A 23,981-nucleotide genomic window follows, 5' to 3' on the forward strand; every position below is an offset into this window, starting at 1 on the left:
CCGCGCCTCGCGACGCCGCGTCGCGCCCGCCTGAGCGCGCGCTGCCGAAAGTGCCGCACAGGCGGCGCGCCGTCAGCTCTCGTCGCGCGCCACCAGGCCGGAGCGGCGTTGCACGCCCCACGAGCGTCCGCCGCGCAGAAAGTGCAGCCAGCCGAGCGCCGCCCCGGCGTGCCGCACGAGTTGAAACGTGAACGGCTCGGCAATCGCCGCGAGCGTCGCCATCCACAGGCTGTTGCCGGTGCGCTCGCCGGTCCAGCGCCGATACAGATGAATGCTCCACAAATAGAACGCGAGATCGATCGCGGTCTTCAGGCCGATCACGCTGAAGATCGACACGACAATCGCGCCATGCCCGCCGAACAGAAACCCGAGCAGCAGCGCGAACGCGGTCAGGCCGTAAATCGGCTGCATCGTGTCGAGGGCCTTGACCGGCAGCATCAGCATGCCGAGCGTGCCGTAGCGCCGATTGCCGGTCATGTCGCGGTTCCAGTACTGCGTTTGCAGGAAGCCCGCGAACCAGCGCCGGCGTTGCCGCAGAAAACTGCCGAGGTTGTCCGGCGCGTCGGTGTGCGCATGCGCATCGCCGACCACCCGCACGTCCCAGCCGAGGCCGCGATCGACCGAATAGCGGCGCAGCCGGTGAATCAGCTCGTAGTCTTCGACCAGACATTGCGGATCGAAGCCGCCCACGTCGAGCAGCGCGTCGCGCCTGAACGACGCGAACGCGCCCGAGATCAGCAGCAGACTGTCCGCGCGCATCCACGCAAAACGGGCGATGAAGTTGCGCATGTACTCGTAGGTCTGGAACCACTGGAATACGCGGCCCGAGAGCGACTTGCCGCAGACCGGCACCAGAATGCCGGCCGCCGCGACCAGCTTCGGCTCGCTCGCGAACGCGGCGCGCATCGCGTAGGTGGCGTCGTCGTCGAGCAGCGTGTCGGCGTCGACGGTCATCACGGTGTCTGTCGTCATCACGCTGATCGCGGCGTTCAGCGCGCGCGCCTTGCCGCCGTGCGGCACGCGCAGCCAGAACAGGTTCGGATGCAGCGAACTCGCCGCGCTCAGCATGCCGTCGGCGGCGGCCGTGAGGCCGAAGCGTTCGGTGAGCAGCGCGCGGGTGGCGTCGGTCGAGCCGTCGTCGGCAATCACGATCTGCGCCGGGCCGTGCGTCTGACGCAGCAGCGCGGCGAGCGTCACCGGCAACACCGCCGCTTCGTTGTGCGATGCGACGATCACGCCCATGCTCGGCAAACGGCGCTGCTCGTAGTCGGCTTCGAGCGGCGCCGGGCGCCGCATCAGCGGCAGCGACTTCCACGTGACGAACGCGAGCAGCAGTGTGTCATACACGACATACGCAATCCCGGTCGACCACGCCAACGCCCCTTTCAGAAAGAACGCGCGCGCGAACAGCAGCAGCCACACGGCGACGACGCTGAAGTGAATCAGCGTGCTCGACAAGGTCGCGGGACGCGGCAAGATGCGCGGCGAGGCGAGTGCAAATGCCTGTTCCAGAGTGTTTTTCAAAATGACTGCCGGGTTTGGGTGCGTCGATGCCGCGGTTATCGGGAAAGGAAAACAGCGCCTGGAAGCCTCACGGCGCCATGCGCCGGAGTACCGACTTGCGATCGATCCACTGATGCTTGAGCGCGCCGCCGATATGCATCGCCAGCAATGCGTAGAGCGCATAGCCGAGCCACGTATGCAGCGTGCCGAAGCGGTCGTGCAAGGTCTCCTTGAGCGCCGGATCGAGGTTCATCACATAGCCGATGCGCGGCCATGGAATCACGTTGAACAGATGCATCGGATGCGTCGCCGCGTCTTTCCATGCGGAGTCGTGCAGCCAGCCGGACAGCGGCAGTGCAATCATCAGCAGATACAGCAGGAAATGCGCGAGGTGCGCGGCGACCTTCTCCCATGACGGAAACTCGCGCGGCAACGGCGGCGGCTTGTGCGACGCGCGCCATAGGATGCGCAGCAGCGCAAGACCGAGCACCGTGATGCCGATCGACTTGTGCGTATCGATCACCGGACGCACCCAGTCGTCGGGCAATGAATCGGCGCTCAGGCCGAGCATGACGTTGCCGATCATCAGCAGCGCGATCAGCCAGTGCAGTGTGATCGCCGTGCGGGTGTAGCGCGTCGGCAGCAGCGCGCCGGTCGAATCGGTCAGGGAATCGGCGTGAGTGTTCATGGTGGTTTTGTCCACGAGTACTACGTTACGTTGCTGCGAAAGCTGTCTGAAGATCCAGTGCGGTCGCACGTCACACGTTCAAACGCGCCAGCCGGTATCAAGCTAACGCCTCAGTGTGCCGTTTTATTCCTCCAGACGCTTAACTGCGTATTCTGACTGTTTCGGCGGGGGTGGTGCGTCAGCGCTGCGGCACGCGCCTGAAACGCGTCATGTCGTAGCCTATTGCATCCAGCCGGCCGAGCTGCGCGCGATAGGTGTCGTCGTTGATGTCGGGCTCGCGCGCAAAGATCCTGCCGAGGTTTTTACCCGGATAACCGACCGGCCCAACCCAGCGCGAATAACGGAATAAAACCCGCCAATAATGCTACATTGATCGCACTCCGGACTTCAGCTCCTGAATCAAGCGCATGGAAAACCTGAGCGGCATCGTCGCATTCGTCCACACGGCCGAGGCGTCCAGCTTCGTGGGCGCATCGCAGCGGCTCGGCCTGTCGGCGTCGGCGGTCGGCAAAAGCGTCGCGCGGCTCGAACAGCATCTCGGCGTACGTCTGTTGCAGCGAAGCACGCGGCGCGTCAGCCTGACCGAGGACGGCGAAAGTTTCTACGAGCGCTGCCGGCAGATTCTCGACGCACTGAGCGAAGCCGAATCGATGATGCTGCAAGCCAACGCCACGCCGCGCGGGCGCCTGCGGGTGAGCTTGCCGACCATCGGCTATCGCTTCCTGCTGCCGATCCTGCCGGAATTCGCGGGGCGCTACCCGGAGATCGACCTCGAACTGGATTTCAACGACCGTCTCGTCGACGTGATCGAAGGCGGCTTCGACGCCGCGATCCGCAGCGGCGAGCTGCCCGACTCGCAACTGATGGCGCGGCGGCTCGGCCCGTTCCGCTTCGTGCTATGCGCGTCGCCGGCCTATCTGCAGCGGCGCGGCGTGCCGCTCATGCCCGCCGATCTCGCCCAGCACGCGTGCCTGCGCTTTCGCTTTCCGACCTCGGGCAAGCTGCAAGCCTGGGCGTTGCGCGGCTTGCCGGACGATGCCGCCGCGCACTTTCCGAGCGCGCTGACCTGCAACAACATGGAAGCACTGCGCGCCGCGGCGGAACTCGGCCTCGGCATCGGGTACATGCCCGACTTCCTGGCCCGCGAGGCGATCCGCGCGGGCACGCTGCGCAGCGTGCTCGCCGAGCATCTCGCACACGCGGGACAGTTCTCGGTGGTGTGGCCGTCGAACCGCCAGCTCTCGCCGAAGCTGCGGGCGTTTGTGGATTTTCTGTCCGAGCGGTTATTCGGCGACGCATAAGCATCGGCATAGCCGTTGATTTCGCGCATCGCCCCGCTGCGCGGACACTTGCCGCAGTGCAAGAAAAAAATCTCTGTGAATCGGATCGTACGATAGACCGATTCAATTGGCATGCACGCGGATCGCATCCTGTAATGAATTTCCTGCTGTCCGCGTTCCGTCCGTCCAACCCATCGGTCTTATCCGGAGAAATTTATGTCGCAGCCCGAGCCTGATGTCAACGAAGTGGTGAGAAGCATCGCTGAAGAAACCGACACGCCGACCGAAACAGTTTCCCGCATGTATGCGGACACGCTGGCCGATTACCGGCTCGATGCGCGCGTATTCGATTACGTGCCGCTATTCGCCGCGAAGAAGGTCCGCAATCAGCTTCGCAGTAGCTCGAATCAAAAACATTGACGCGGTGGCGTGCGGAGACCACCGCCTTTCACCACGACGCTTGTGACGACGCTTGTGACGACGTTTCGCATCGGCTCCTCGCCTTGCGCGCCGATTCTCGCGAACGCGTATCGAAGATATTTTCCCGCTGCTAGACTCTGAGCCTGAACCATGACTCGGGGGATCTGAATGCGCGTGACAATCGTAGGCGCGGGTATCGCGGGCTTGAGTACGGCGTGGTCGCTCACCAAACTCGGGCACGACATCACCCTGATCGAGCAGGGCTCGATTCCGAATCCGCTCGGCGCGTCGGGCGACCGCCATCGCATGATCCGTCGCGCATATGGCGATGCCGACGGCTACGCGCGCAGCATCGCCGAAGCCCTGGATAGTTGGGACCTGCTGTGGAACGACCTTGGCGTGTCGCACTATGCCAACTGCGGCGTGCTCGGCATTTCGCAATTCGCCGACGACGGCGCCGAACAGTTCCGCGCGGGCCTCGACCGAATGGGCTTCGAATACGAACGGCTCGACGCGCACGACGCGGCCGCGCGTTATCCGTTTCTCGACCCCGATACGTTTCGCTACGCGTACCTCGATCGTGACGGCGGCGCGCTCTTTAGCGAACGCATCGCGCGCGACATGAAGGCGTGGCTCAGAATGCACGGCGCGGACATTCGCATGCATACCAAGGCGCTTGCGGTCGATCCGCGCACGGCGTCGGTGCGGCTCGGCGACGACACGATCGTGCGCGCCGACCGGCTGGTGGTCGCCACCGGCGCGTGGACCCTGCAGCTGTTTCCCGCGCTTGCCGACACCCTGATGACGTACCGCAACGCCGTCGCCTACCTGGAACCGCCTGCGGATCTCGAAGAGGCGTGGTCGAACGCGCCTGCGATCGTCGACATTGGCGGCCAGAACGATGGCTATGTGCTGCCGCCGCTCGACGGCATCGGCCTGAAGTTTGGCGCTGGCGTCCATAAGGCGCGCGCGCCGGACCCCGACGCCGATCGCGCCGCATGCCTCGACGAAGGCGAGCAGATACGCCGGCTGTTTGCGCCGCCGTTCAGGCGCATCGACGAATATACGGTGACCGAAGTAAAGACCTGCGCCTACACATTCACGGCTGACAGGCGCTTCTTTTCGAGGCGCATCGGCAATACGCTGGTGGTGTCGGCGTGCTCGGGGCACGGTTATAAATTCGGCGCGGCGGTGGGCCGGCGCGTCGCACAAGCGCTGACGACCGACGACGACACAACGCTCGCCCGTTGGCTCAGAGCCGAGATGGTTTGAGCGATTCGATTGCCATCGCGATGTCCGGCGCCCACGCCCTGTTTATTCCGCAGCACGACGAGATCGACGAAGCCGCGATGACGCGAGCCGCGCTCACGCCGTGGTGACTCAAGCATTTGCTGCCATCACTCAACAAGGAAACGCACTGATGTCGCACTCGATTGAGATCCGCCCTGTCACCCGCGAAGATTTCGACGCTTGGCTGCCGCTATGGGACGCCTACAACGCGTTCTACGGCCGCTCCGGCGAAACGGCCTTGCCGCGCGAAATCACGCACATCACGTGGGGACGTTTCTTCGACGGCTATGAGCCGATGCATGCGATGGTCGCCGAACGCAACGATCAGTTGGTCGGCATCGTGCATTTCCTGTATCACCGTCACACGACGATGGCGGGGCCGGTCTGCTATCTGCAAGATCTCTATACGCTCGAATCCGAGCGCGGCAAGGGCGTGGGACGGGCGCTGATCGAAGCAGTTTATGCGCGGGCCAAAGCGGATGCGGCGCAGCGCGTCTATTGGCAAACGCACGAGACGAATCAGACGGCAATGAAGCTTTATGACGGGGTCGCGGATAAGTCGGGGTTTGTGGTCTATCGCAAAGCATTGTGAGGAGTGGCGAGCTGGCTTTGGGCCCGGACAGCGCGACACGACCTCGCCGCCCCTCAACGCCCACGCAACCCGTTACCCTCTCAAGCCTCCAGTTGCTCCAGCACCTTCCCTTTGGTCTCGATGCCGAGAAAATGCACCGCCATCGCCGCCAGAAACGGCACTGCCGCGAGAATATAAAACGCCACCTGCAGGTTGCCGCCGATCATCGTCTTCGACACGATCGCCGGGGCGAAAATCGCCGCCACCTTGAGCCACGCGCCGCCGACACCGCAGCCCATCGCGCGGATGCTGGTCGGATACAGCTCCGGCGTGTACACGTAAGCGGTAATGAAACCGCACGCGAGGAAGCCCAGCGCCAACGCGCAGAACGTCGCCACCACATACACCGACGAGCCGTGGAACACGCCTGCCAGCACCAGAGAAAGCGCGCACGCGATAAACGACACGTTGATGATCGGCTTGCGTCCCACCTTGTCGACCAGCAACGCGCAGGTCAGTGATCCCAGCACGCCGAGCACCGAGGCCGCCACCGCCAGATTCAGCGCGAGTTGCAGCGGCGCGTGATAAATCGTGCGATAGATCGTCGGCAGCCAGGTCGACAGACCGTACTGAATGAAGCCGCAAGTGATCCACAGCATCGCCACAGCCAGCGTGCGCTTCAGATAAGCCGGGCCGAACAGGTCCGCCATGCGGCGCTTCGGATGACGATTCGCCATCGCGTCGAACTCAGCCGCATGAACCACCGGCGGCAACGGACCTTTGCTGGCGCGTTCGAACGCATGCACGGCGGCGTCGGCATCGGCCATCCGATCGCGCTCGGCGAGCCAGCGCGGCGATTCCGGCACCAGCGTCACCACGTTCCAGGGCGTGCCCGCCGCCAACCACGTCGCCGACAAGGTGCAGAACATGGGCGCAGGCGCGTCGTACCAGTTCGGCAAGCTGCTGGTGCACGCGCTGTACACACGTGTGAAGCTGGAATCGGCGGGACATTCGGACACGTATCAGAGCTACGACGCGGGCGCGAATTACCAGTTCACGCCGTTCAACACCGTAGCCGGCGGCGCCGCGACGACGACGTTGGCGGGGCATCGCTGGACGCAGTTCATGATCGGCGATATCTATGCGCTGTCGAAGGCGACGCAGGTGTACGTGAATGCGCTGTATCAGCGCGCGGGTTCGGACACCAACGCCGCGTTCTTCACTGCGGGCGTGTCGAGCGGACGGAACCAGACGATGGTTCTGACCGGCATCCATCATTCATTCTGAACTGCTGAACGGATGGTGCGGGTGATGTGAACTACACGGTCCGGCTGCACGCGCAACGGGACTTGCCAACCAGCGCCGACGGCAACGTCAGCGCTGACTCAACTTGCCGCGACCTGCTTGCGACGCGCCTGGGCCGCGGTCGGATCATCCGGCCGGGGACGATAGCTGAGACGCTCGGACAGTTCGAGCGCCGCCTGGCAAACGGCGATGACGAGCGGTTCGCGCTCTTCGGCTTTACCAATATCCGAACGTGGAATCGTGACGGTCAACGCGGCCACGATCTTGCCGCTCTGATCGCGCACCGGCGCGCTCACCACCGAAATGCCACGCTCGAACGACGCCTCGCTCAGCGCATAACCGAGCCATCGACGCTCGATGACGACGCTGCCGCGCTACGCGGCTTCGTGAGTTTGCGTCCCGCTCCTGTCTGCTCTTCTTTTGCCATCTTGGGCTGCCGTTTTATGCTGTTCATCATGGTCAGATCAGCATGATAGCGCGAAGCGTGCGGCGCTCATTAACGAGCGGCGGCCGCTGGTTTGATGCGCCGCGACTATCGTCGCCGTGACCCATTGCGCAACGGCTACGCGGTGCTATTCTTTGATCCGGTCCATTGCGCTGAGCATCACTGCGGCGCTCTCGCTCCGCCCAAGCGTATGGAGGCCATGATCATGTCCGATTCCATTCAGATCCAGGTTGCGGACTCGCATCTTTATCCGGGCTGCGCAGTCAGCATCGCGCATCTGCCCGCGCCGGACGGAGCGGCCGCTGCGATCGTCGAATTTGCGGACGGCTCGGGCGCGCATGCCACGTGTCGCCGGCGTTCGCATGACGAGCTTGAATTGAACGTCGACCGCTATGCAACGCAACGGCGTCATCCCGTGGATGCGCGGCATTGGCTGCTGCTCGCCGTCGATGCAACGCACAATAGTTGGCGCGTGAAGCGTCGACTGCCTTAGCCCGCGAGGCCACCCGCCTCCTCGAATCCGCAAACCGGTGCCGCGCGCCGCCCCGAGCGCCGGTTATGCGTCCGTCACGCCCACTTCGGAACTCACTGATGACCGACCACGATTCCAGCCTGCCGCCAAACGCCGACAATACTGCTCACAACCCCGCCGACACCCCCGACGATCCCGACCGCCGCCGCGTCCTCACCGGGCTCGCGGCGGTCGGCCTCGGCCTCGCGCTGACGGGCTGCAAAACCGGTCAGCTCACGGCGAGCGACGGCACACCGCGCAGTGCGGCCGACATGCGCCTCGACGCCGCGCTGCACGATCAGGTCAAACACATCGTGGTGATCTATGCGGAGAATCGCAGCTTCGCCAATCTGTACGGCAACTTCCCCGGCGTCCAGCATCCGCTCGACGCGGTGAGCGCCGAGCGCTATCTGCAACTCGACCGCGACGGCAAAACGCCGTTGCCCCACTTGCCCCCGATCTGGGGCGGGCTCGTGCCACAAGCGCAGGAAGTGGACGGCCGGCGCTTCATGATCGGCCAGAACGATCTGGACCATCTGCACAACCGTCCTTTCCGCATCGTCGATGCGCACGGCGCGCCGCTGCCGACCGGCGTGATCACGCGCGATCTGGTGCATCGCTTCTATCAGAACCAGATGCAGATCAACACCGGCCGCAACAACCAGTTCGCCGCGTGGGGCGACTCCGGCGGACTCGTCATGGGGCATTACCGCAATTCCGCCGACTCGCTGCGTCTGTGGAATCTCGCGCAGCAATACACGCTGTGCGACAACTTCTTCATGGCGGCTTTCGGCGGCTCGTGGCTAAACCACATCTTTTTGATCTCGGCGCAGGCGCCGTTCTATCCCGACATCCACAACAGCCCGGCGAAGAAACTGGTGTCGGTGGTAGAAGGCGACGATCCGACCGGCACGCGCCTGAAGATGGCGGCGGACTCGCCCGCGTCCGCGCTCGACGGTCCGCCGAAATTCGTCAACGACGGCGCCTTCACCGCCGACGGTTACGCGGTCAACACGATGGCGCCGCCCTATCAGCCGAGCAACGTGCGGGCGCCCGAAGGCGGCGACCCAGCGTTCTCGGACCTCACGAATCCGCGCGTGCTGCAACCGCAAAACTACGCGACGATTGGCGACCGGTTGACGGACAAAGGCGTCGATTGGGCGTGGTACAGCGGCGCGTGGCAATACGCTTTGGAGCACCAGGATACTGGCGCGGTGCCCGACTTCCAGTATCACCACCAGCCGTTCAACTACTTCGCCAATTACGCGCCGGGCACGGCGGCGCGGCGCAGGCATCTGCGCGACGGCGGTCTCGGCAACGACGCGTCGACGAACCGGCTGATCGCGGATATCGATGCGGGGCGCTTGCCCACCGTCACGTTCTACAAGCCGCAGGGCGATCTGAATATGCACGCGGGCTATGCCGACGTCGAATCGGGCGACCGTCACATCGCGACGCTGATCGAGCATATCCAGCGCGGCCCGCAATGGGCGAATACGGTCGTGATCGTCACTGTCGATGAAAACGGCGGCTGGTGGGATCCGGTGGCGCCGCCGCAGGGCGACCGCTGGGGTCCGGGGTCGCGGATTCCGGCGCTGGTGATTTCGCCGCTGGCAAAGAAGGGATACGTCGACCACACGGTGTACGACACCAACTCGATTCTTCGCTTCATCAGCCGTGTGCATGGGTTGCCGCCGCTCGACGGCGTGCGTGCCCGCGACCGGGCGTTCGCGAGCAATGGGCTTGCACCGCTGGGGGATCTGACGGCGTCGCTGGATCTGGCTTAAAGGCGTTGGGCTGGCGAACCCGGATTGTCCGGCAGCGATGACGCACGCGCTTTACTGCGTCGTCGCCGCGTGCAGCTTCACGATCACCGCGTCTGCAATCTCCTGCGCGGTTTTCCTGATCGTCTTTTTCTCGTCACCGCTCGCCATCACGAATTTGGCCGCGATCACATACGGATTCAATTTGATCGCCGCGCCCGGCATGGTCTTGCTGCCGGCTTCCTCGACCGCCTGATACAGCGGCGGTAGATCGGCCGCGCCCAGGCTGTCGCACGACACCGCCACCTGGATATCGTTCTGACCCGCGCCAAAGCCCACCATCGCGCGTTGCAAGCGATTGCCGTCGTCGACGCTCAGAAAGACACCACGCACTTGCCAACCGGCAGCCGGCGACGGTTGTCCCGGCGCGATGCGGCGCGCATCGACACCACCCTTTTTCAGATCTTCCGTCAACGCGTCCGCCATCTCGTTCACGATTTGCGCGGCGTGCTCTTGCGGATTCTTGCTCTGGCCCTGCGGTCCGGGCCCGGCCGGCAGCAAACCGCGCAGCCGGCGCACGCGTTGTCCCGGTCCGCTATCCGGTGCGATGTTCGCCACGTCCAGATCGAAGTTCGACACATAGACGACCGGCGCGGGGGCGGCGAACGGCACGCTGTCCGCTGCCGTCGCACTGAGCGGAGTCGCCACGCTCAGGCATGTCGCCACCATCGCAAATTGCAGAAACCGACGCAGCATGGCGCGCCTCCGCGAACGTCATCGTGACGTCGGCTATCGTACCGCCGCGCGCAGCGGGCGTGCGCTTTTTCGTATCCGATCCTCATACCGTTTGCCTTGCATAACGCGCATCACCGCATAGACTGATAGAGCGTTACTTCGCAATTTGTACGGAACTGCCATGCGACTGACCATCCTGATCAACGGTTCCGATCCCACCGTCAGCCACGATTACGCTGTGCTATGGCTCGACACCGACGAACACCGGTGGTCGAGAGAAGCGCATCAAGGGATCGACCTGCCCCCTTGGGGCGAATTGCACGACGAAGACGGCGTAACGACGCTCTGTGCGCCCCGCACGGACGCACCGTTGTGCACGCTGCGAGGCTTGCACGTGGACCGCAAGCAACGCGTGAGCGCGGCGCAAGGCGCCGCCGCCTGGACTGGCTTGCCGACCCGCGCGCCGGCCAGCGGTTTCTGGCGCCTGCAAGCCGTAGACCGTCAAACGGTTCACGCCGAAAACAGCGTGTTCGGTAATTAAGTTTTCGCGTCTTTTTCAAGAGCCGATTATGTCGGTCGAAAGTTCCGTTCACGGGGCGCGTTCGCTCGTGCGCGGGCGTTCGTACGCCATGTCACCTACTTCCATTCTGCGTCGCGTGCAGTTAAGCCGGCCTTAAGCATGCGTGCGTAGAGTCGAAAGTCCACGCATTAAGGGTCGCTGCAAAGCGGCCCGTTTTTTTTGCCCGCGCGATCTCTCTTCTTTCTCTCATTTGCCCTGCATGTCCGGTCGCCCGATCAAGGCTCGCAACGCTATACTTGCGACCCCAATCCCTCGACTGACTGACACATGAAGAAGTGGTTCGCCTGTCTGTTATTCACCGTTGCCGCTCACGCGAGCGCAGCACCGTCCTGTTCCCAGTTCACACCGAATGCGCAATGGCCCGTTCTGACCAATCAGAAGATGGCGCCGAAAACGCGCATGCTCTGCTATAGCGATTTCGCGGTTCTGCATTCGGGCATCACGCATGGCCCGCTCTGGTCTGCCGAGCATCTGACGCGCGATCATATCGAAGCCGCGAAAGACATGGTGCGCACCAACAAGTTCTTCGAAGATGCACGTTTACCCGACGGCGAAGGCGCAACGCTCGCAGACTACAAGCGCAGCGGTTTCGATCGTGGTCATATGAGTCCGGCGGGCAATCGCTGGAATCAGCAGGCGATGGCACAATCGTTCTCGCTCGCCAACATCGTGCCGCAGAATCGCGAGAACAACCAACGGCTGTGGGCGCGCATCGAAACGTCGGTGCGCAAGATCGCGGTGTCGTACGACGATACCTACGTGGTCACCGGGCCGATCTTCAACGGCCAGCAGTTGCAGACCATCGGCGCAACGCGCGTGTTCGTGCCGACACAGTTGTTCAAGGTCGTCTACGTGCCTTCGCGACAGCTGGCGTTCGCGGTGGTGGTGGACAATGTCTCGACCAATCGTTACGACATCCGGACGATTCACGAACTCGAAGCAGCATCGGGCATCCGTTTTCCGGGCATTCCGGAAAACCTCAAGGACCAGCGACCGGGAGGACTCAAAGGTGTTTAAACCCTATTCGAACGATGACGACGTACTCAACATTCAGGGCGACGCGCTCACGTTGAGCAACGGCACCACGCGCGTCGTGCTGAACGGCACGCTGGAACTGACGCAGGATCAGCGCGGACTGAAGGCGGCGCTTGCATTGAAGGAAGCGGTGGATGCGATCGTCGCCAGCTTGCAGGCGCAAACCAATCTGCCGGCGAAGGTGAAGGACGAGCCGGATGCGAAACCGGGTGTGGTCGAGAATCCGTTTCAATGATGCTTCAGGTTTGGCACTAGCGAAACGCGCGTGACGCGAAGGCGGGGATAAGCTCGCCGCCTTTGCTGTCGCCTCGCTTTCGTGACCGTCTCCGCGCTTCGTTTCAAAGCGAACGCCACCATTTTCTCCCCCGCATAGCTCTACGCACCGCCGTTGATTCAGTACCCCGATATGTTTCGGCGGTTACGTTTTGTCACCAGAGCGGCGTCAACGTCTGTCGTTCGGCCAACGTTAAACCGGCAGCGCTGAAATCATTCAGCCGCGACACAAGAATCCACCGGTTCAATGAGGAGTCACACCATGAAGACGCTTTTCGCCGCTCTCGCTTCCGCTCTGCTCGTGTCGACCGCGTTCGCTCAAACGCCCGCGCCGTCCAGCACGCAACCCGCGCAAATGCAGCCCGCCGGTCAAGCGAATCTGAAGGCGAGCACCGCCGTGCAGACCGGCGCAACGGACGAAGGCGCCGCCACGGCGAAAGCGCCCGCCAAGGCTACGACGAAGGCATCGGTGAAAAAGACTTCCGCCACGCACACGGCCAAAGCACATAAAACCGTCAAGAAAACCGCCGCCAAAACCAGCGACGCAAAAGCCAATACGGGGAGCGCGAAAGAGGCCAGCAATGCCCCGGCAAAAGCCGACGGCGCACAAGCCGACACGACAACGACGCAATAACACGTGATCGGTTCAGGCACGCACCGGCCATGCATGTGTAACTGATCGAAGCCGCACTGTGCCATTCAGGGAGGGCGAGTCGCATGACTCGCCTTTTTTTCTGCGCGATTACGTCGCGGGGTGTGCGGCGCGCCCCCAATGATTTTTTCAGCGAATGCGCCAATTTTTGCACCGCGTTTACTTGCGGAAGTCTAACCTCGAACTGTCTTGATCAACCCATGGCGTCAACGAACGCCACATCACATGGCCCTTACGCAATCCATCGACAGCTTCGCCACGCAGTCGCTCGACAAGCCGCCGGTTCAACACAGCAACGTCATCCCGTTTCCTTCGGCACGCGCCCTCTTGCAGGTGACGCTGCCGCATTCGCCGCACGATCTGGCGGGCACCCAACTTCGCGCGCTGCTTCACTCGCCGCTCGGCGTCTATGTCGTCAGCACGGAAGCCGTGCGCGACGAAGTGCGCGTGCAACTCGACATCTCGTGCGAAAACCTCAACTTCACGTTGCATACGCTGATCTCGACGGTCGCCGCCGCGTTGATCGGCCCGATGAAGCGTCGCGGCAACGCCGCAATGGCGCACTAATCATGTTCTCCGGTACCGGGTTGCCCATCGTGACGCCACTGCGCAATGGCGAAGTCGATATCGACGCATTGCAGCGCCTCGCGGACTACTTGCACACAGAGATCAGCGGTTTCGTCGCGTTGAGCACGACCAGCAAAGCCGCGTTGCTGCAGCAGGGCGAACGCCTCACCGTATTGCACGCGTTGACCGACGTGATCGGCTCGCGTCTGCCGATGCTGATCGGCGTGGGCGGATCGAATACGCGCGACGCGCTGCACGAAATACAACGCTATGAATGCTGGGACTGCGCTGGCTATCTGGTCGCGGCGCCATCTTACATGTGCCCGGATCAGGCCAGCGTGCAGTGGCATTTCGCACAGGCCGCGCTCGCTACCGACCGCCCTATCGTGCTGCACAACGTGCCGTATCGCACCGGCGTGACGATCAAGCCGAACACGGTCGCGCGTCGCGTCGAATACGACAACATCGTCGCGATCAAGGAGTGCGTGAAGGAGTTCGCCGGCACGATGAGCTAACGCGTTCCACTCGACTACCCGTGCGCCGCGAATCGGTTCATCATTCGCGGCGCAAACTCGCATCGAACCGCTGCATGCGCGACACGACGCGCCGTGCGTAACCGCGCCCGCCGCCGCTATAGCGAAGCAGCGCGGCATCGAGATCGCCACCGCTTTCTGCTTCGGGTTGGCACACCATCCAGCGCGCTATTTCCATGTATGTTTTCGCTTCCTGACCGGGATGTCTCGACGTTACCGGGCTTGATGTAGCGAATCGCCAAAGAAACAGGGGCGCGCCGTAAAATGCGTATAAAAATGCCGTACCATTCTCGACGCGTTATTCAGGTATCCGAATATGATGAAAAATCAAAGCGACCCCATGTCCAGGTCCGCCAGTATGCCGAGTTGGCGCACATCGGCAATTTCAATTTCCGCATAGCGCAGCTTCAACGCGCCTTGTGTTTCGAACTGCTTCAACACCTGGTTGATCGTCTGCCGGGACAGCGCGAGCATCATCGCCAGATCTTCCTGCGGCACCTTGAGCACGCGCCGCAATGCGCCGGGTTCGCCATAGCCGCCCGCCATCAGCAACAGCCGGCGCGCGACGCGTTGCGCGGCAGGCAGCAACGCGGCTTCCTCAATGGCCTCGAACGCGAGGCGCAGCTTCTGCGTCAGCAGCAAACCGAACACATGCCAATACGCGGGTCTGCGTTCAAGCAGCGCGACGAGTGCGGCACGCGGCGCATGGAACAGTTCGGAATCGCGTTCGGCATACGCGTCGTGGGTTCGCGGCCGGTTGTCGAACAGCGCGATCTCGCCGAACCAGTTCACCGGCTCGATGACGGCGAGCAATGCTTCCTTGCCCATCGCACTGGCCGCGCCGATTCTCATGAGGCCGTCGAGCACGCAATAGAGCCCGTCGTCGGCATCGCCGCGCGAAAAGAGCCGTTGCCCGGCGGCAAGCCGTTCGACGCGCCCCGTTTCGATCAACTCCGCCTGCATCACGGCGGGCGCCGAGCGAAACCATGCACTACGTCCAAGCCGCATGCCAAGCTCATTCGATGAAAAACTCACACTCATAGGACAGCATCCGTGCGCGATTGTCGGCTACCCGATGGTTTCAAATCAGGTTGCCCGCGATTATGCTGACTTTGAACGAGGAGCGGCATCCATGAGAACGCTGACGCAACAACTGACGCAATACGCGGCCTACCATCGCGACCGGCGCAATATCGCCACGCACTTCGTCGGCATTCCGCTGATCGTGCTGGCGCTGGCCGTGTTGCTGAGCCGCCCTGCATTCGGCGCCGGCCTCCTGCCAGTGACGTTATCGGCTGCATGGCTGCTGTTCACTGCGGCAACCGTCTACTACCTCATGCTCGATGTGCCGCTCGGCGTGCTGATGGCCTGCGTGTCGGCGCTTTGCGTCGCGTTCGGCGAGTGGCTCGCCGCGCAATCCACGCTTGTGTGGCTCGCTACCGGCATTGGGCTTTTCGTGATCGGCTGGGTGTTCCAGTTCATCGGCCATGTCGCGTATGAGCATCGCAAGCCGGCCTTCGTCGACGATGTGATCGGCCTGCTCATCGGACCGCTGTTCGTTCTTGCGGAAGCGATGTTCGGCTTCGGCTGGCGGCCCGATCTGCGCGAAGCGATCGACGCGCAAGTCGGTCCGACGCGCATCAATGCGAAGCGGCCAGCGGCGCCGCGCTGAGCGCCCGGAACGCCGTGCGCATCGGATGCCGGTGTCCGGCGCCGTTCAATTCGGCGCGAGCCGGACGAGACGGACACCATGCAATGCCGTCAACGCCACGGCGATCCAGATCGGAATATAAGTCGCCAGTTGCGCGGCGCTGAGTGTTTCACCGAGCAGCGTGATCGACACCAGCACCAGCAACACCGGTTCCACATAACCGAGGATGCCGAACAATGCGACCGGCAATAAGCGGCTCGCCTTCAGATACGAAGCCAGCGCAATCGTGCTCAACGCGCCGAGGCCCGGCAACAGAAGGCACCACATGTCGACGCGGCCGGCGATCGTCGTCAGCGAACCGCCACTGACGATGCACACGATCGCCACCGGCAGTAGCAGCGCCATTTCGGCGGTGAACATCGCCAGCGAATCCTCGTTGATTTTGCGGCGCAGCGCGAAGTACGGCGGATAGCCCAGCGCGACCAGCAACGTCGGCCACGAAAACGCGCCCGTCGCCCACAGTTCGTGGCCGACGCCCACTGCCGCGCAGAGCACGGCGAGCCCTTGCAACGCGTCGAGGCGCTCGTGATAGTAGAAGCGCCCCACCAGCACCATGGTTAGCGGCAGCAGGAAATAGCCGAGCGACACTTCGAGCATCCGCCCATGCAGCGGCGCCCATAGAAACAACCACAGTTGCGCGCCGAGCAGCGCCGCGCTCGCGATCATCGCGGCGCAGAGCTTCGGTTCGGTCACCATGCGGTAAAGAAGTCGTCGGAGAATGGGCAGGCGTTTGCGCAACGCGACCAGCAGCAGCGCACCCGGCACCGTCCATATGACACGCCATGCAAAGATGTCGAGGCCGTTCAGCGGCGCGAGCAGCGTTGCGTAAGCGGACAGCAAGGCGAACATCGCGGACGCGCCGACCGACAACGCAATACCGCGCTTTGGGTCATACTGGTTCATCGCGCGGCTCATGGCGTCAACGCTGCGGCAAACGCGTCGGCATATGAGGCGGATTCAGGCGAAGCGGTTTGCAGCGCAGCATCCGCTTGTGCGGTGTTCGTTGTTGTCATTGGCAATGAGGTCTCACAGCCGGGCAGTGCACATCGGCAAGCCCTGCGTTTTTTGTTTTCGAAGAACGGCGCAAGCCGGCATTCTAGACGGGTTATTCATCCCACGGGCTTGCGCTTTTCCGGCGACCGTCTGCAATTAGTTCGTGCGCATCGCGCGTCGATGCACTAGAACATAAGCTTCACGCGCGGCGGGCGAAGCCGCGCTGTCTCATCGACCGCGCTCTACATAGTTGCGCGAGCGACTCAAGCGCGAAACTTGCTACGAAGTCTTGCACGCTGTTCGCAACAGCACACGCAGCATCAACGAGCCGGAACGGCAAAGGCGGTCTGCAAAGACTCGCCCGCCCTTCTCTCTCACGGCATGCAGCGCTCGCGTCGTTTCACCGCGCATGCGCCGCCCGGCCAGCAATCCCGCTCATCGAATATGACTACTGGAGCCAGCATGACCCAGCCAGCCCTATCGCACGACGCGTCGCCCGACCTACGCTCCGCCTTCGCCGCCGACGTGCGCGCGGGACTCACCCACACGCCGCAGAAAGAGCTGCCGTCGAAATATCTGTACGACGAAGTGGGCTCCGCGCTCTTTGAAGTGATCACCGTATTGCCCGAATATGGCGTGACGCGCGCCGAGGAACGGCTGCTCGCAGAGCACGCTGCGGACATCGTCGAGCATCTGCCGCATGACGTGACCGTCGCCGAACTCGGCAGCGGCAGCGGCCGGAAAACGCGGCGCATTCTTGAAGCACTGTGTAAAAAGCGCCCCACTTCTTACTGCCCGATTGAAATTTCGCGCAGTGCGTTGCAGCTTTGCAGACGCGAACTCGGCGACATCGAGCGGATTTCGATCGTCGGCTATGAGCGTGACTATCTGGCCGGTCTCGCCGAAGTGAGCAAGCAGCGCGCACCGGACGAGCGCTTACTCGTTCTGTTTCTCGGCAGTACCATCGGCAATTTCGGCAGACTCGCGGCCACGCGCTTTCTGCGTGAAATCCGCAACATGCTCGCGCCCGGCGACGCATTGCTGCTCGGCACAGATTTAATCAAGCCGACGCCGGTGCTGGTGGCCGCCTACGACGATTCGATCGGCGTGACCGCGTCGTTCAATCTGAATCTGCTCGCGCGCATCAACCGCGAACTCGATGGCGACTTGCCGCTCGACGCGTTCGAGCACGTCGCGCGCTTCAATCCCGACGCGCGCAGCATCGAGATGCATCTGCGGGCGAAGCGCGATATCACGGCGCGCATCGGCGCGGCGCAGTTGACGGTGTCGCTCAAACAAGGCGAAACGATCTGGACCGAGAGCAGCCACAAATATCGCGCGGAGGAGATGCCCGCGATTGCCGACGGTGCAGGCTTCCTGTGCAGCCATCAGTGGATCGAGGACGAATGGGGCTTTGCGGAGAGCCTGCTGGTGGCGCAATAAACGCTGACTGTCTCGACACAAACGAAAAAGGCGGCGCGCCATCAACACGATGGCGCGCCGCCTTTTTTCGCTGCTCCGCTCAGTGCTGCTCGAAACGCTCGTAGCGCTTTTCCGTCGAGCGCTCTTCGCCGCTCACTTCCGTCACGCGGGCCGCCGGCGGCCCGTGACGCAGCCACGACAGCATCCGGTCGACCTGATTGGCCGGACCCTGCAGCATCGCTTCGACGGAACCGTCGTCGAGGTTCGCGACCCATCCCTTGATGCCGAGCGCGTGCGCCTGCCGCACTGTCGCGTGGCGAAAGCCGACGCCCTGCACCAAGCCGCGTACGTGCACGTGATACGTTTCGATCCGCTGATCGAGATCCGGGGCCATGCCGTCTTCTCCTCACAATCTTTCAAGCCGGCATTCTAGTCGCGTCGCGGCGAGGCTGCTCGACCTCGTGCAGGTTCGACGGACTCTTCGCTGCCGTTCGAGGCTCGCGGCGCGCCATACGGCGTGCGCGCCACGTACAATCCGTCGACTGTCATGCAGGAAATGGAAACAGAATGACCGAACAGAATCGCGACCTCGTGCTCGTGACCGGCGCTTCCGGCTTCGTCGGCTCGTCGGTGGCGCGCATCGCGCAACAGAAGGGCTTCAAGGTGCGCGTGCTGGTGCGCGCCACCAGTTCGCGCCAGAACGTCGAGGCGCTGGACGCGGAGATCGTCGTCGGCGACATGCGCGACGAAGCGTCGATGCGCAACGCGCTGCGCGGCGTGCGCTATCTGCTGCACGTGGCGGCCGACTACCGGCTGTGGGCGCCGGACCCGAGCGAGATCGAGCGCTCGAACCTCGAAGGCACCGAGGCGACCATGCGCGCGGCGCTGAAGGAAGGCGTCGAACGCATCGTCTACACGAGTAGCGTGGCGACGCTCAAGGTGACGAGTTCGGGCCAGTCCGCCGACGAAACCTCGCCGCTCAAAGCCGACCAGGCAATCGGCGTGTACAAGCGCAGCAAGGTGCTGGCCGAGCGCGCGGTGGAGCGGATGATCGCCGAGGACGGGCTGCCGGCGGTGATCGTCAATCCGTCCACGCCGATCGGCCCGCGCGACGTCAAGCCGACACCGACCGGGCGCATCATCGTCGAGGCGGCGCTCGGCAAGATTCCTGCGTTCGTCGATACCGGCCTGAACCTCGTGCACGTGGACGACGTCGCGGCCGGCCACTTTCTCGCGCTCGAACGCGGCAAGATCGGCGAGCGCTATATTCTCGGCGGCGAAAATCTGCTGCTTCAGCAGATGCTCGCGGACATCGCCGCACTGACCGGCCGCAAGGCACCGACACTCAGCTTGCCGCGCTGGCCGCTCTATCCGCTCGCGATGGGCGCCGAAGCGGTCGCGAAGATCACGAAACGCGAACCGTTCGTCACCGTCGACGGCCTGAAGATGTCGAAGAACAAGATGTACTTCACCTCGGCGAAGGCGGAACGCGAACTCGGCTATCGCGCGCGGCCGTATCGCGAAGGTTTGAGCGACGCGCTCGAATGGTTCCGCGAGGCCGGCTACCTGAAGCCGTGACCCGCCGCATCAAGCTCGGCCCTCGCGCCGCACCGGATGATCCGGTGCGGCCGTAAGCATTTTGTTACAAGTCCCGTGTCCGCGACAGGTCAAAGCCTACGCGCAGCAGGTAAAATCGCGGGTCTTACCAGAGAAACCTCGCATGAATCTTCACGAACAGCTCGGCGCGCTGGAAATGGGCGTCGATCAGCTCATTCAGGCTGTCGTGGCCCAGCAGCCCGAAAACATCCCCGAGACATCCGCACAGAACGCAGCGCAGCGCGCGCCTGCGGAGGACGTCGCGCCCGAATACACGTCGCAGACGGTTGCGCCTGAGACGGCCGCGCCCGCCCTCGTCGAGGACAATGCGCCGGTCTCCGGCGAGCCCGCGCCCGAACCGGCCGGCGAGCCGCCGGCGGAACAGCCGGCCGTGCAACTCCAGCCGACGCTGGAAATCGATCGCCCGTCGCAGGACGAGATCACGATGAAGATCGGCAACCAGATGGTTGCGCTGCGCCCGGATCAGATCGGCCGACTGATCGAGGAATTGTCGAACGCGCGCGCGTCGATGACGCTCGAGCAGCCGCCGGGCATCCCGCCGGGCTGGCAATTCGTCTCGACGAAGAACCCCGTCATGGCCGTGCAGAAGCAGTCGAACGGCGACCGCCTGCTGGTGATGCGCCATACCGGTCACGGCTGGGTGCCGTTCCAGTTTTCACCCGACGTGGTGATTCAGCTCTACATGCTGCTGACTCAGTGAAATAAAAAAGCGGCGCCGTAGCGCCGCTTTTTTTCGTCCAATCGATTCAACCGCGCCGCGTCAACGCTCCTGCACCGGCGCCTGAACGCGCGCCTTCCACTGACCGCCCTTGCCGCGCCAGTAACGCACCGCCGACGCAAACGTCGCGCCGACATAAAACAGCGCTACCAGCGGCAGAAACGGCGCCCACAACGGCGAGCGGCGATAGTAGCGGAGCATCGGCGCATACGCGCAACACATCGCCGCCCACGCGAGCCACGCGGGCCAGCCCAACGGACCGAGCACCAGCGCGGCGACGGGCGGCATCAGATAGATGATCGTCATGCCGGCCAGCGTGCCTGCCAGCAGCAGCGGCGAGTAATGCAACTGCGTGAAGGCGGTACGCGCGATCATGTTCCAGATCTCGCGCCAGCTATCGTACGGACGCAGCGACACGCTACGCGCCGCCACATCCAGCCGGATCGGATGACGTCCCGTGCCGCGGTGTTTGATGCGTGCGGCCAGGCTGCAATCGTCGATCAGTTCGGCGCGGATCGACTCGATGCCGCCGGCCTCTTCCAGCGCGCTGCGTCGCACCAGCATGCAGCCGCCCGCCGCCGCCGCGGTGCGATTGCGCGGGTTGTTGACCCATGCGAACGGGTACAGCTTCGCGAAGAAGAACACGAAGGCCGGGATCAGCGCCTTCTCCCAGAACGAATCGCAGCGCAGACGCACCATCAGCGAGACCAGATCGCGCTTTTCCACGTCCGCGCGGGCGACGAGCTGCTTGAGCGCGTCCGTGGGATGGCCGATGTCGGCGTCGGTGAGCAGCAGGAAATCGGCGGGCAGGCCGAGCATGCGCACCGCCTCGATACCCTGCGACTGTGCCCATACCTTGCCGGACCAGCCCGGCGGCAGCGGCTTCGCGCTCAACACGGTCAGCCGGTCCGGGCACTGCAGGTGCAGCGCGGCCGCGCGCGCGGCGTCGGCGGTACCGTCGGTGCTGTGGTCGTCGACGACGATCACGTGAAACGCGCCGGCATAGTCTTGCTGCAGCAGCGTCGTGACCGCCTCGGCGATCACGTCGACCTCATTGCGGGCCGGCACCACGGCGGCTACCGCGGGCCACGTCGCGCGCGGCGCGACAGTCAGCGGCGCGGCGGGACGCGCCCGCCAGAAGCCGCCGCGCCCGAGCAGCAGCACGCCCCAGATCAGCAGGGAAACACACGAAAGAACAAACAGAACCGCCGCCATTAAGCTTTACCCTCGATTGATTGCGCCTGTACGCCAACGCGCCGCGACAGCCGCATCACCACCGCGCGCAGCGCGACCACGCACCAGTCAAATGTGCCAAGCACCGGACGCTCGCGAAACACGTCGTAGCCCGCCTTCTCGATTCGCTCGAGAAAGCGCAGCCCGCCATGCACGGCGACGCACAACTCGATGCCGAGCCGCCCCGGAATCCGCAACGCGAGCGGCGCGCTGCGCACCAGCATGTCCCGCACGAATGACACTTCGTGCGTCATCAGCGCCTGCCAGGCGTTGTCGACGATGCCGTTGGCGATCTGCGCCTCGGTCACACCAAAGCGCCGCAGATCCGCGAGCGGCAGATACACGCGGTCTCTTTTCCAGTCGGCGGCGACGTCCAGCCAGAAGCTGATCAGTTGCGACGCCGTGCAGATTGCGTCGGCGTCGGCGAGATTGTCCGGCGTGGCCGCGTCCACCAGATGCAGCATCAGGTGCCCGAGCGGGTTCGCCGAACGGCGGCAATAGTCGAGCAGCGCCGCACGGTCGCCGTAACGGCGGGTGCCGATGTCCTGCGCACAGGCGTCGAGCAACTCGTAAAATGGCGCGAGCGGCAGTTTATATTGAGCCACCACGCCAGCGAGTTTGCCGAACAGCAGCGGATGAACCGGCGCCGCACGCCGCTGCGCCACCGCGTCGAGGCCCGCCCGGAGATCGGCGAGACGGGCATGCCGCTCGACGGCGCTCCAGTCGCCTTCGTCGGCAATATCGGCCGCGGTGCGGACAACCTGATAGATAATATCGACTGGCGCGCGCAGCGCCTTCGGCAGCAGCACGCTCGGGACCGGAAAATTTTCGTACTGATCGACGTCCATCCAGCGAGCCTCGAAACCATTCTGTAATGCGGCATCGCTGATGCGCTCCGCAGGAACCTTGTAGTTTAAGGGTTCCGTCCAACCGGTGCAGCGTGCAATCATTACCGCATGCACCATCCGCGCGGCCCCGCAAGGCAGGCCGCGGCTGCGGCAGGCGCCCCACACAAGGGCGCGCCAAAAGCAAAGCTGGCCTGATAGCGTTAGAATGCGCGTTTGGTTTTGCTGTACCGGCCCGTCGCCGGGCCTCAAGACGTCAACTAATTAGATGGTCGCGGCGATAAAGTCAGAGTTACGGACTTCTTCGGGACCCGCGTCAGTCGGAGTTCGCCAACCTATGCGAGTCATCCTTGCTCAGCCCCGCGGCTTTTGTGCGGGTGTTGTTCGCGCAATCGAAATCGTCGATCGCGCGTTACAGCAACACGGCGCGCCCGTGTATGTCCGTCACGAGATCGTCCACAATCGCCACGTGGTCGACAATCTGCGTCAGAAAGGCGCGCGCTTCGTCGAGGAGCTCGATGAAGTGCCACAAGGCGCCGTGGCGATTTTCAGCGCGCATGGCGTTGCCCAAACCGTCGAACGGGATGCAGAAGCGCGCGGTCTCGACGTGCTCGACGCCACCTGCCCGCTCGTCACCAAAGTACATGTGCAAGGCCGTCAATATGTCGGCGCCGGGCGCACGCTGATCCTGATCGGCCACGCGGGGCATCCCGAAGTGGAAGGCACGATTGGTCAGATCCCCGGCAAGGTGCTGCTGGTGCAGAGCGAGGCCGAGGTCGCGCATCTGGACCTGCCGCTCGACACGCCGCTCGCGTATGTCACGCAGACCACGCTGTCGGTGGACGACACGCGCGGCATCATCGACGCGCTGCTGCGCCGGTTCACCAACATCGTCGGCCCCGATACGCGCGACATCTGCTACGCGACGCAAAACCGCCAGGCAGCGGTGCGCGAGTTGAGCAAGCAGGTCGACGTGCTGCTGGTGGTGGGCGCGACCAACAGTTCCAACTCGAACCGGCTGCGCGAGATCGGCAGCGAAAGCGGCGTGGCGAGCTACCTCGTCGCCGACGGTTCGGAAGTGAAGCCGGAATGGTTTGCCAACGTGCAGACCGTCGGCATCACGGCCGGTGCGTCGGCGCCGGAAGAGATGGTCAAGAACGTCATCGATGCGCTGAGCGCATTGGGCCCCGTCGATGTCACGACGATGGCGGGCCGTGAAGAAAAGGTCGAGTTCAAGTTGCCATCGAAGCTGATGCAACCCCTGGCCGCACGCGAAGTTTAAGGAGGACAT

26 protein-coding genes and 4 pseudogenes are annotated in these 23,981 nt (G+C 63.6%); 18 read left to right on the forward strand and 12 right to left on the reverse strand.

The annotated features are described in order from the left end of the window. Positions 1-72: 72 nt before the first annotated feature. From B0G69_RS17610 to B0G69_RS17620, 3 genes and pseudogenes are all read right to left on the reverse strand, one after another. The gene (locus B0G69_RS17610; protein ID WP_121319599.1) at positions 73-1,524 is read right to left on the reverse strand and encodes a glycosyltransferase; all 1,452 of its coding nucleotides are present in this window, start codon (positions 1,522-1,524) and stop codon (positions 73-75) included. 67 nt (positions 1,525-1,591) lie between these two features. Next, the gene (locus B0G69_RS17615) at positions 1,592-2,191 is read right to left on the reverse strand and encodes a cytochrome b (RefSeq protein WP_121319601.1); all 600 of its coding nucleotides are present in this window, start codon (positions 2,189-2,191) and stop codon (positions 1,592-1,594) included. 178 nt (positions 2,192-2,369) lie between these two features. After that, positions 2,370-2,510: pseudogene (locus tag B0G69_RS17620) on the reverse strand (lipocalin family protein); the annotation flags it as partial. 88 nt (positions 2,511-2,598) lie between these two features. On the opposite strand from B0G69_RS17620, the gene B0G69_RS17625 reads away from it, so the two are divergent. The 4 genes from B0G69_RS17625 (at position 2,599) to B0G69_RS17640 (ending at position 5,773) form a co-directional block, all read left to right on the forward strand. Further along, entirely contained in the window at positions 2,599-3,492 is an 894-nt protein-coding gene (locus tag B0G69_RS17625; protein ID WP_121319603.1) for a LysR family transcriptional regulator, read from the forward strand. A gap of 195 nt (positions 3,493-3,687) precedes the next feature. After that, positions 3,688-3,891, forward strand: coding sequence for a DUF3562 domain-containing protein (locus B0G69_RS17630; protein WP_121319606.1), 204 nt, complete (start codon positions 3,688-3,690; stop codon positions 3,889-3,891). A 168-nt stretch (positions 3,892-4,059) separates the two neighbouring features. After that, entirely contained in the window at positions 4,060-5,163 is a 1,104-nt protein-coding gene (locus B0G69_RS17635) for an FAD-dependent oxidoreductase (protein ID WP_121319608.1), read from the forward strand. Positions 5,164-5,311: 148 nt separating this feature from the next. Continuing rightward, positions 5,312-5,773, forward strand: a complete 462-nt coding sequence (locus B0G69_RS17640) for a GNAT family N-acetyltransferase (RefSeq protein ID WP_121319610.1) — start codon at positions 5,312-5,314, stop codon at positions 5,771-5,773. 80 nt (positions 5,774-5,853) lie between these two features. Here the strand turns inward: B0G69_RS17640 and B0G69_RS17645 are convergent. After that, positions 5,854-6,621: pseudogene (locus tag B0G69_RS17645) on the reverse strand (MFS transporter); the annotation flags it as partial. Positions 6,622-6,628: 7 nt separating this feature from the next. Here B0G69_RS17645 and B0G69_RS17650 point away from each other — a divergent pair. Next, positions 6,629-7,039: pseudogene (locus B0G69_RS17650) on the forward strand (porin); the annotation flags it as partial. Positions 7,040-7,137: 98 nt separating this feature from the next. On the opposite strand, the pseudogene B0G69_RS17655 reads toward B0G69_RS17650, so the two are convergent. Next, positions 7,138-7,401 (reverse strand): annotated as a pseudogene (locus tag B0G69_RS17655) (IclR family transcriptional regulator C-terminal domain-containing protein); the annotation flags it as partial. A gap of 306 nt (positions 7,402-7,707) precedes the next feature. Between B0G69_RS17655 and B0G69_RS17660 the strand changes: the two are divergent. Both B0G69_RS17660 and B0G69_RS17665 read left to right on the forward strand, forming a co-directional pair. Continuing rightward, on the forward strand, positions 7,708-7,995 hold the full coding sequence (locus B0G69_RS17660) for a hypothetical protein (protein ID WP_121323756.1): 288 nt from the start codon (positions 7,708-7,710) through the stop codon (positions 7,993-7,995). A gap of 98 nt (positions 7,996-8,093) precedes the next feature. Next, entirely contained in the window at positions 8,094-9,800 is a 1,707-nt protein-coding gene (locus B0G69_RS17665) for an acid phosphatase (RefSeq protein WP_121319612.1), read from the forward strand. 51 nt (positions 9,801-9,851) lie between these two features. Here the strand turns inward: B0G69_RS17665 and B0G69_RS17670 are convergent, their stop codons facing one another. Next, positions 9,852-10,532 (reverse strand): DUF4410 domain-containing protein, encoded by a 681-nt coding sequence (locus tag B0G69_RS17670; protein WP_121319614.1) that lies wholly within the window; start codon positions 10,530-10,532, stop codon positions 9,852-9,854. 160 nt (positions 10,533-10,692) lie between these two features. Between B0G69_RS17670 and B0G69_RS17675 the strand changes: the two genes are divergently transcribed. From B0G69_RS17675 to B0G69_RS17700, 6 genes are all read left to right on the forward strand, one after another. Continuing rightward, on the forward strand, positions 10,693-11,052 hold the full coding sequence (locus tag B0G69_RS17675) for a DUF3564 domain-containing protein (protein WP_121319616.1): 360 nt from the start codon (positions 10,693-10,695) through the stop codon (positions 11,050-11,052). 306 nt (positions 11,053-11,358) lie between these two features. Further along, the gene (locus B0G69_RS17680) at positions 11,359-12,108 is read left to right on the forward strand and encodes a DNA/RNA non-specific endonuclease (protein ID WP_121319618.1); all 750 of its coding nucleotides are present in this window, start codon (positions 11,359-11,361) and stop codon (positions 12,106-12,108) included. Then, positions 12,101-12,361 carry a hypothetical protein gene (locus B0G69_RS17685; protein WP_121319620.1) on the forward strand — a complete coding sequence of 87 codons (261 nt, stop codon included), beginning with the start codon at positions 12,101-12,103 and terminating at the stop codon, positions 12,359-12,361. Before B0G69_RS17680 ends, B0G69_RS17685 begins: the two co-directional genes overlap by 8 nt. Positions 12,362-12,661: 300 nt before the next feature. Continuing rightward, positions 12,662-13,033 carry a hypothetical protein gene (locus B0G69_RS17690; protein WP_121319622.1) on the forward strand — a complete coding sequence of 124 codons (372 nt, stop codon included), beginning with the start codon at positions 12,662-12,664 and terminating at the stop codon, positions 13,031-13,033. Between the two features lie 243 nt (positions 13,034-13,276). After that, positions 13,277-13,618, forward strand: a complete 342-nt coding sequence (locus B0G69_RS17695) for a hypothetical protein (RefSeq protein ID WP_121319624.1) — start codon at positions 13,277-13,279, stop codon at positions 13,616-13,618. 2 nt (positions 13,619-13,620) lie between these two features. Next, positions 13,621-14,133 (forward strand): dihydrodipicolinate synthase family protein, encoded by a 513-nt coding sequence (locus B0G69_RS17700; RefSeq protein ID WP_121319626.1) that lies wholly within the window; start codon positions 13,621-13,623, stop codon positions 14,131-14,133. A 40-nt stretch (positions 14,134-14,173) separates the two neighbouring features. On the opposite strand, the gene B0G69_RS17705 is transcribed toward B0G69_RS17700, so the two are convergent. Together B0G69_RS17705 and B0G69_RS17710 are read right to left on the reverse strand one after the other, a co-directional pair. Continuing rightward, complete coding sequence (locus B0G69_RS17705; protein WP_241991382.1) at positions 14,174-14,329, reverse strand: hypothetical protein; 156 nt, start codon at positions 14,327-14,329, stop codon at positions 14,174-14,176. Positions 14,330-14,478: 149 nt separating this feature from the next. Then, positions 14,479-15,192, reverse strand: coding sequence for a Crp/Fnr family transcriptional regulator (locus B0G69_RS17710; RefSeq protein ID WP_121319628.1), 714 nt, complete (start codon positions 15,190-15,192; stop codon positions 14,479-14,481). 91 nt (positions 15,193-15,283) lie between these two features. On the opposite strand from B0G69_RS17710, the gene B0G69_RS17715 reads away from it, so the two are divergent. Next, positions 15,284-15,823: an Mpo1-like protein gene (locus B0G69_RS17715; RefSeq protein WP_121319630.1), complete on the forward strand. Its 540-nt coding sequence runs from the start codon at positions 15,284-15,286 to the stop codon at positions 15,821-15,823. A 45-nt stretch (positions 15,824-15,868) separates the two neighbouring features. Here the strand turns inward: B0G69_RS17715 and rarD are convergent, their stop codons facing one another. Then, complete coding sequence (gene rarD / locus B0G69_RS17720; protein WP_121319632.1) at positions 15,869-16,765, reverse strand: EamA family transporter RarD; 897 nt, start codon at positions 16,763-16,765, stop codon at positions 15,869-15,871. Positions 16,766-17,317: 552 nt separating this feature from the next. Between rarD and egtD the strand changes: the two genes are divergently transcribed. After that, complete coding sequence (egtD, locus tag B0G69_RS17725) at positions 17,318-18,298, forward strand: L-histidine N(alpha)-methyltransferase (protein ID WP_121319633.1); 981 nt, start codon at positions 17,318-17,320, stop codon at positions 18,296-18,298. Between the two features lie 79 nt (positions 18,299-18,377). Here the strand turns inward: egtD and B0G69_RS17730 are convergent, their stop codons facing one another. Beyond that, complete coding sequence (locus tag B0G69_RS17730; protein ID WP_121319635.1) at positions 18,378-18,671, reverse strand: acylphosphatase; 294 nt, start codon at positions 18,669-18,671, stop codon at positions 18,378-18,380. 173 nt (positions 18,672-18,844) lie between these two features. Here B0G69_RS17730 and hpnA point away from each other — a divergent pair, with 173 nt between their 5' ends. Further along, on the forward strand, positions 18,845-19,855 hold the full coding sequence (gene hpnA / locus B0G69_RS17735) for a hopanoid-associated sugar epimerase (RefSeq protein ID WP_121319637.1): 1,011 nt from the start codon (positions 18,845-18,847) through the stop codon (positions 19,853-19,855). Positions 19,856-19,997: 142 nt separating this feature from the next. After that, positions 19,998-20,594: a hypothetical protein gene (locus tag B0G69_RS17740; protein ID WP_121319640.1), complete on the forward strand. Its 597-nt coding sequence runs from the start codon at positions 19,998-20,000 to the stop codon at positions 20,592-20,594. A 60-nt stretch (positions 20,595-20,654) separates the two neighbouring features. On the opposite strand, the gene B0G69_RS17745 is transcribed toward B0G69_RS17740, so the two are convergent. Together B0G69_RS17745 and hpnC are read right to left on the reverse strand one after the other, a co-directional pair. Beyond that, positions 20,655-21,827 carry a glycosyltransferase gene (locus B0G69_RS17745; protein WP_121319642.1) on the reverse strand — a complete coding sequence of 391 codons (1,173 nt, stop codon included), beginning with the start codon at positions 21,825-21,827 and terminating at the stop codon, positions 20,655-20,657. Continuing rightward, entirely contained in the window at positions 21,827-22,693 is an 867-nt protein-coding gene (gene hpnC, locus B0G69_RS17750; RefSeq protein WP_121323757.1) for a squalene synthase HpnC, read from the reverse strand. The genes B0G69_RS17745 and hpnC overlap by 1 nt, the downstream gene beginning before the upstream one ends. A gap of 334 nt (positions 22,694-23,027) precedes the next feature. Between hpnC and ispH the strand changes: the two genes are divergently transcribed. Beyond that, positions 23,028-23,972 (forward strand): 4-hydroxy-3-methylbut-2-enyl diphosphate reductase, encoded by a 945-nt coding sequence (gene ispH, locus B0G69_RS17755; RefSeq protein ID WP_121319644.1) that lies wholly within the window; start codon positions 23,028-23,030, stop codon positions 23,970-23,972. The last annotated feature ends 9 nt before the right edge of the window (positions 23,973-23,981 follow it).

Source organism: Paraburkholderia sp. RAU2J, assembly GCF_003634845.1.
In the GTDB taxonomy this organism is placed as follows: Bacteria; Pseudomonadota; Gammaproteobacteria; order Burkholderiales; family Burkholderiaceae; genus Paraburkholderia; species Paraburkholderia fynbosensis.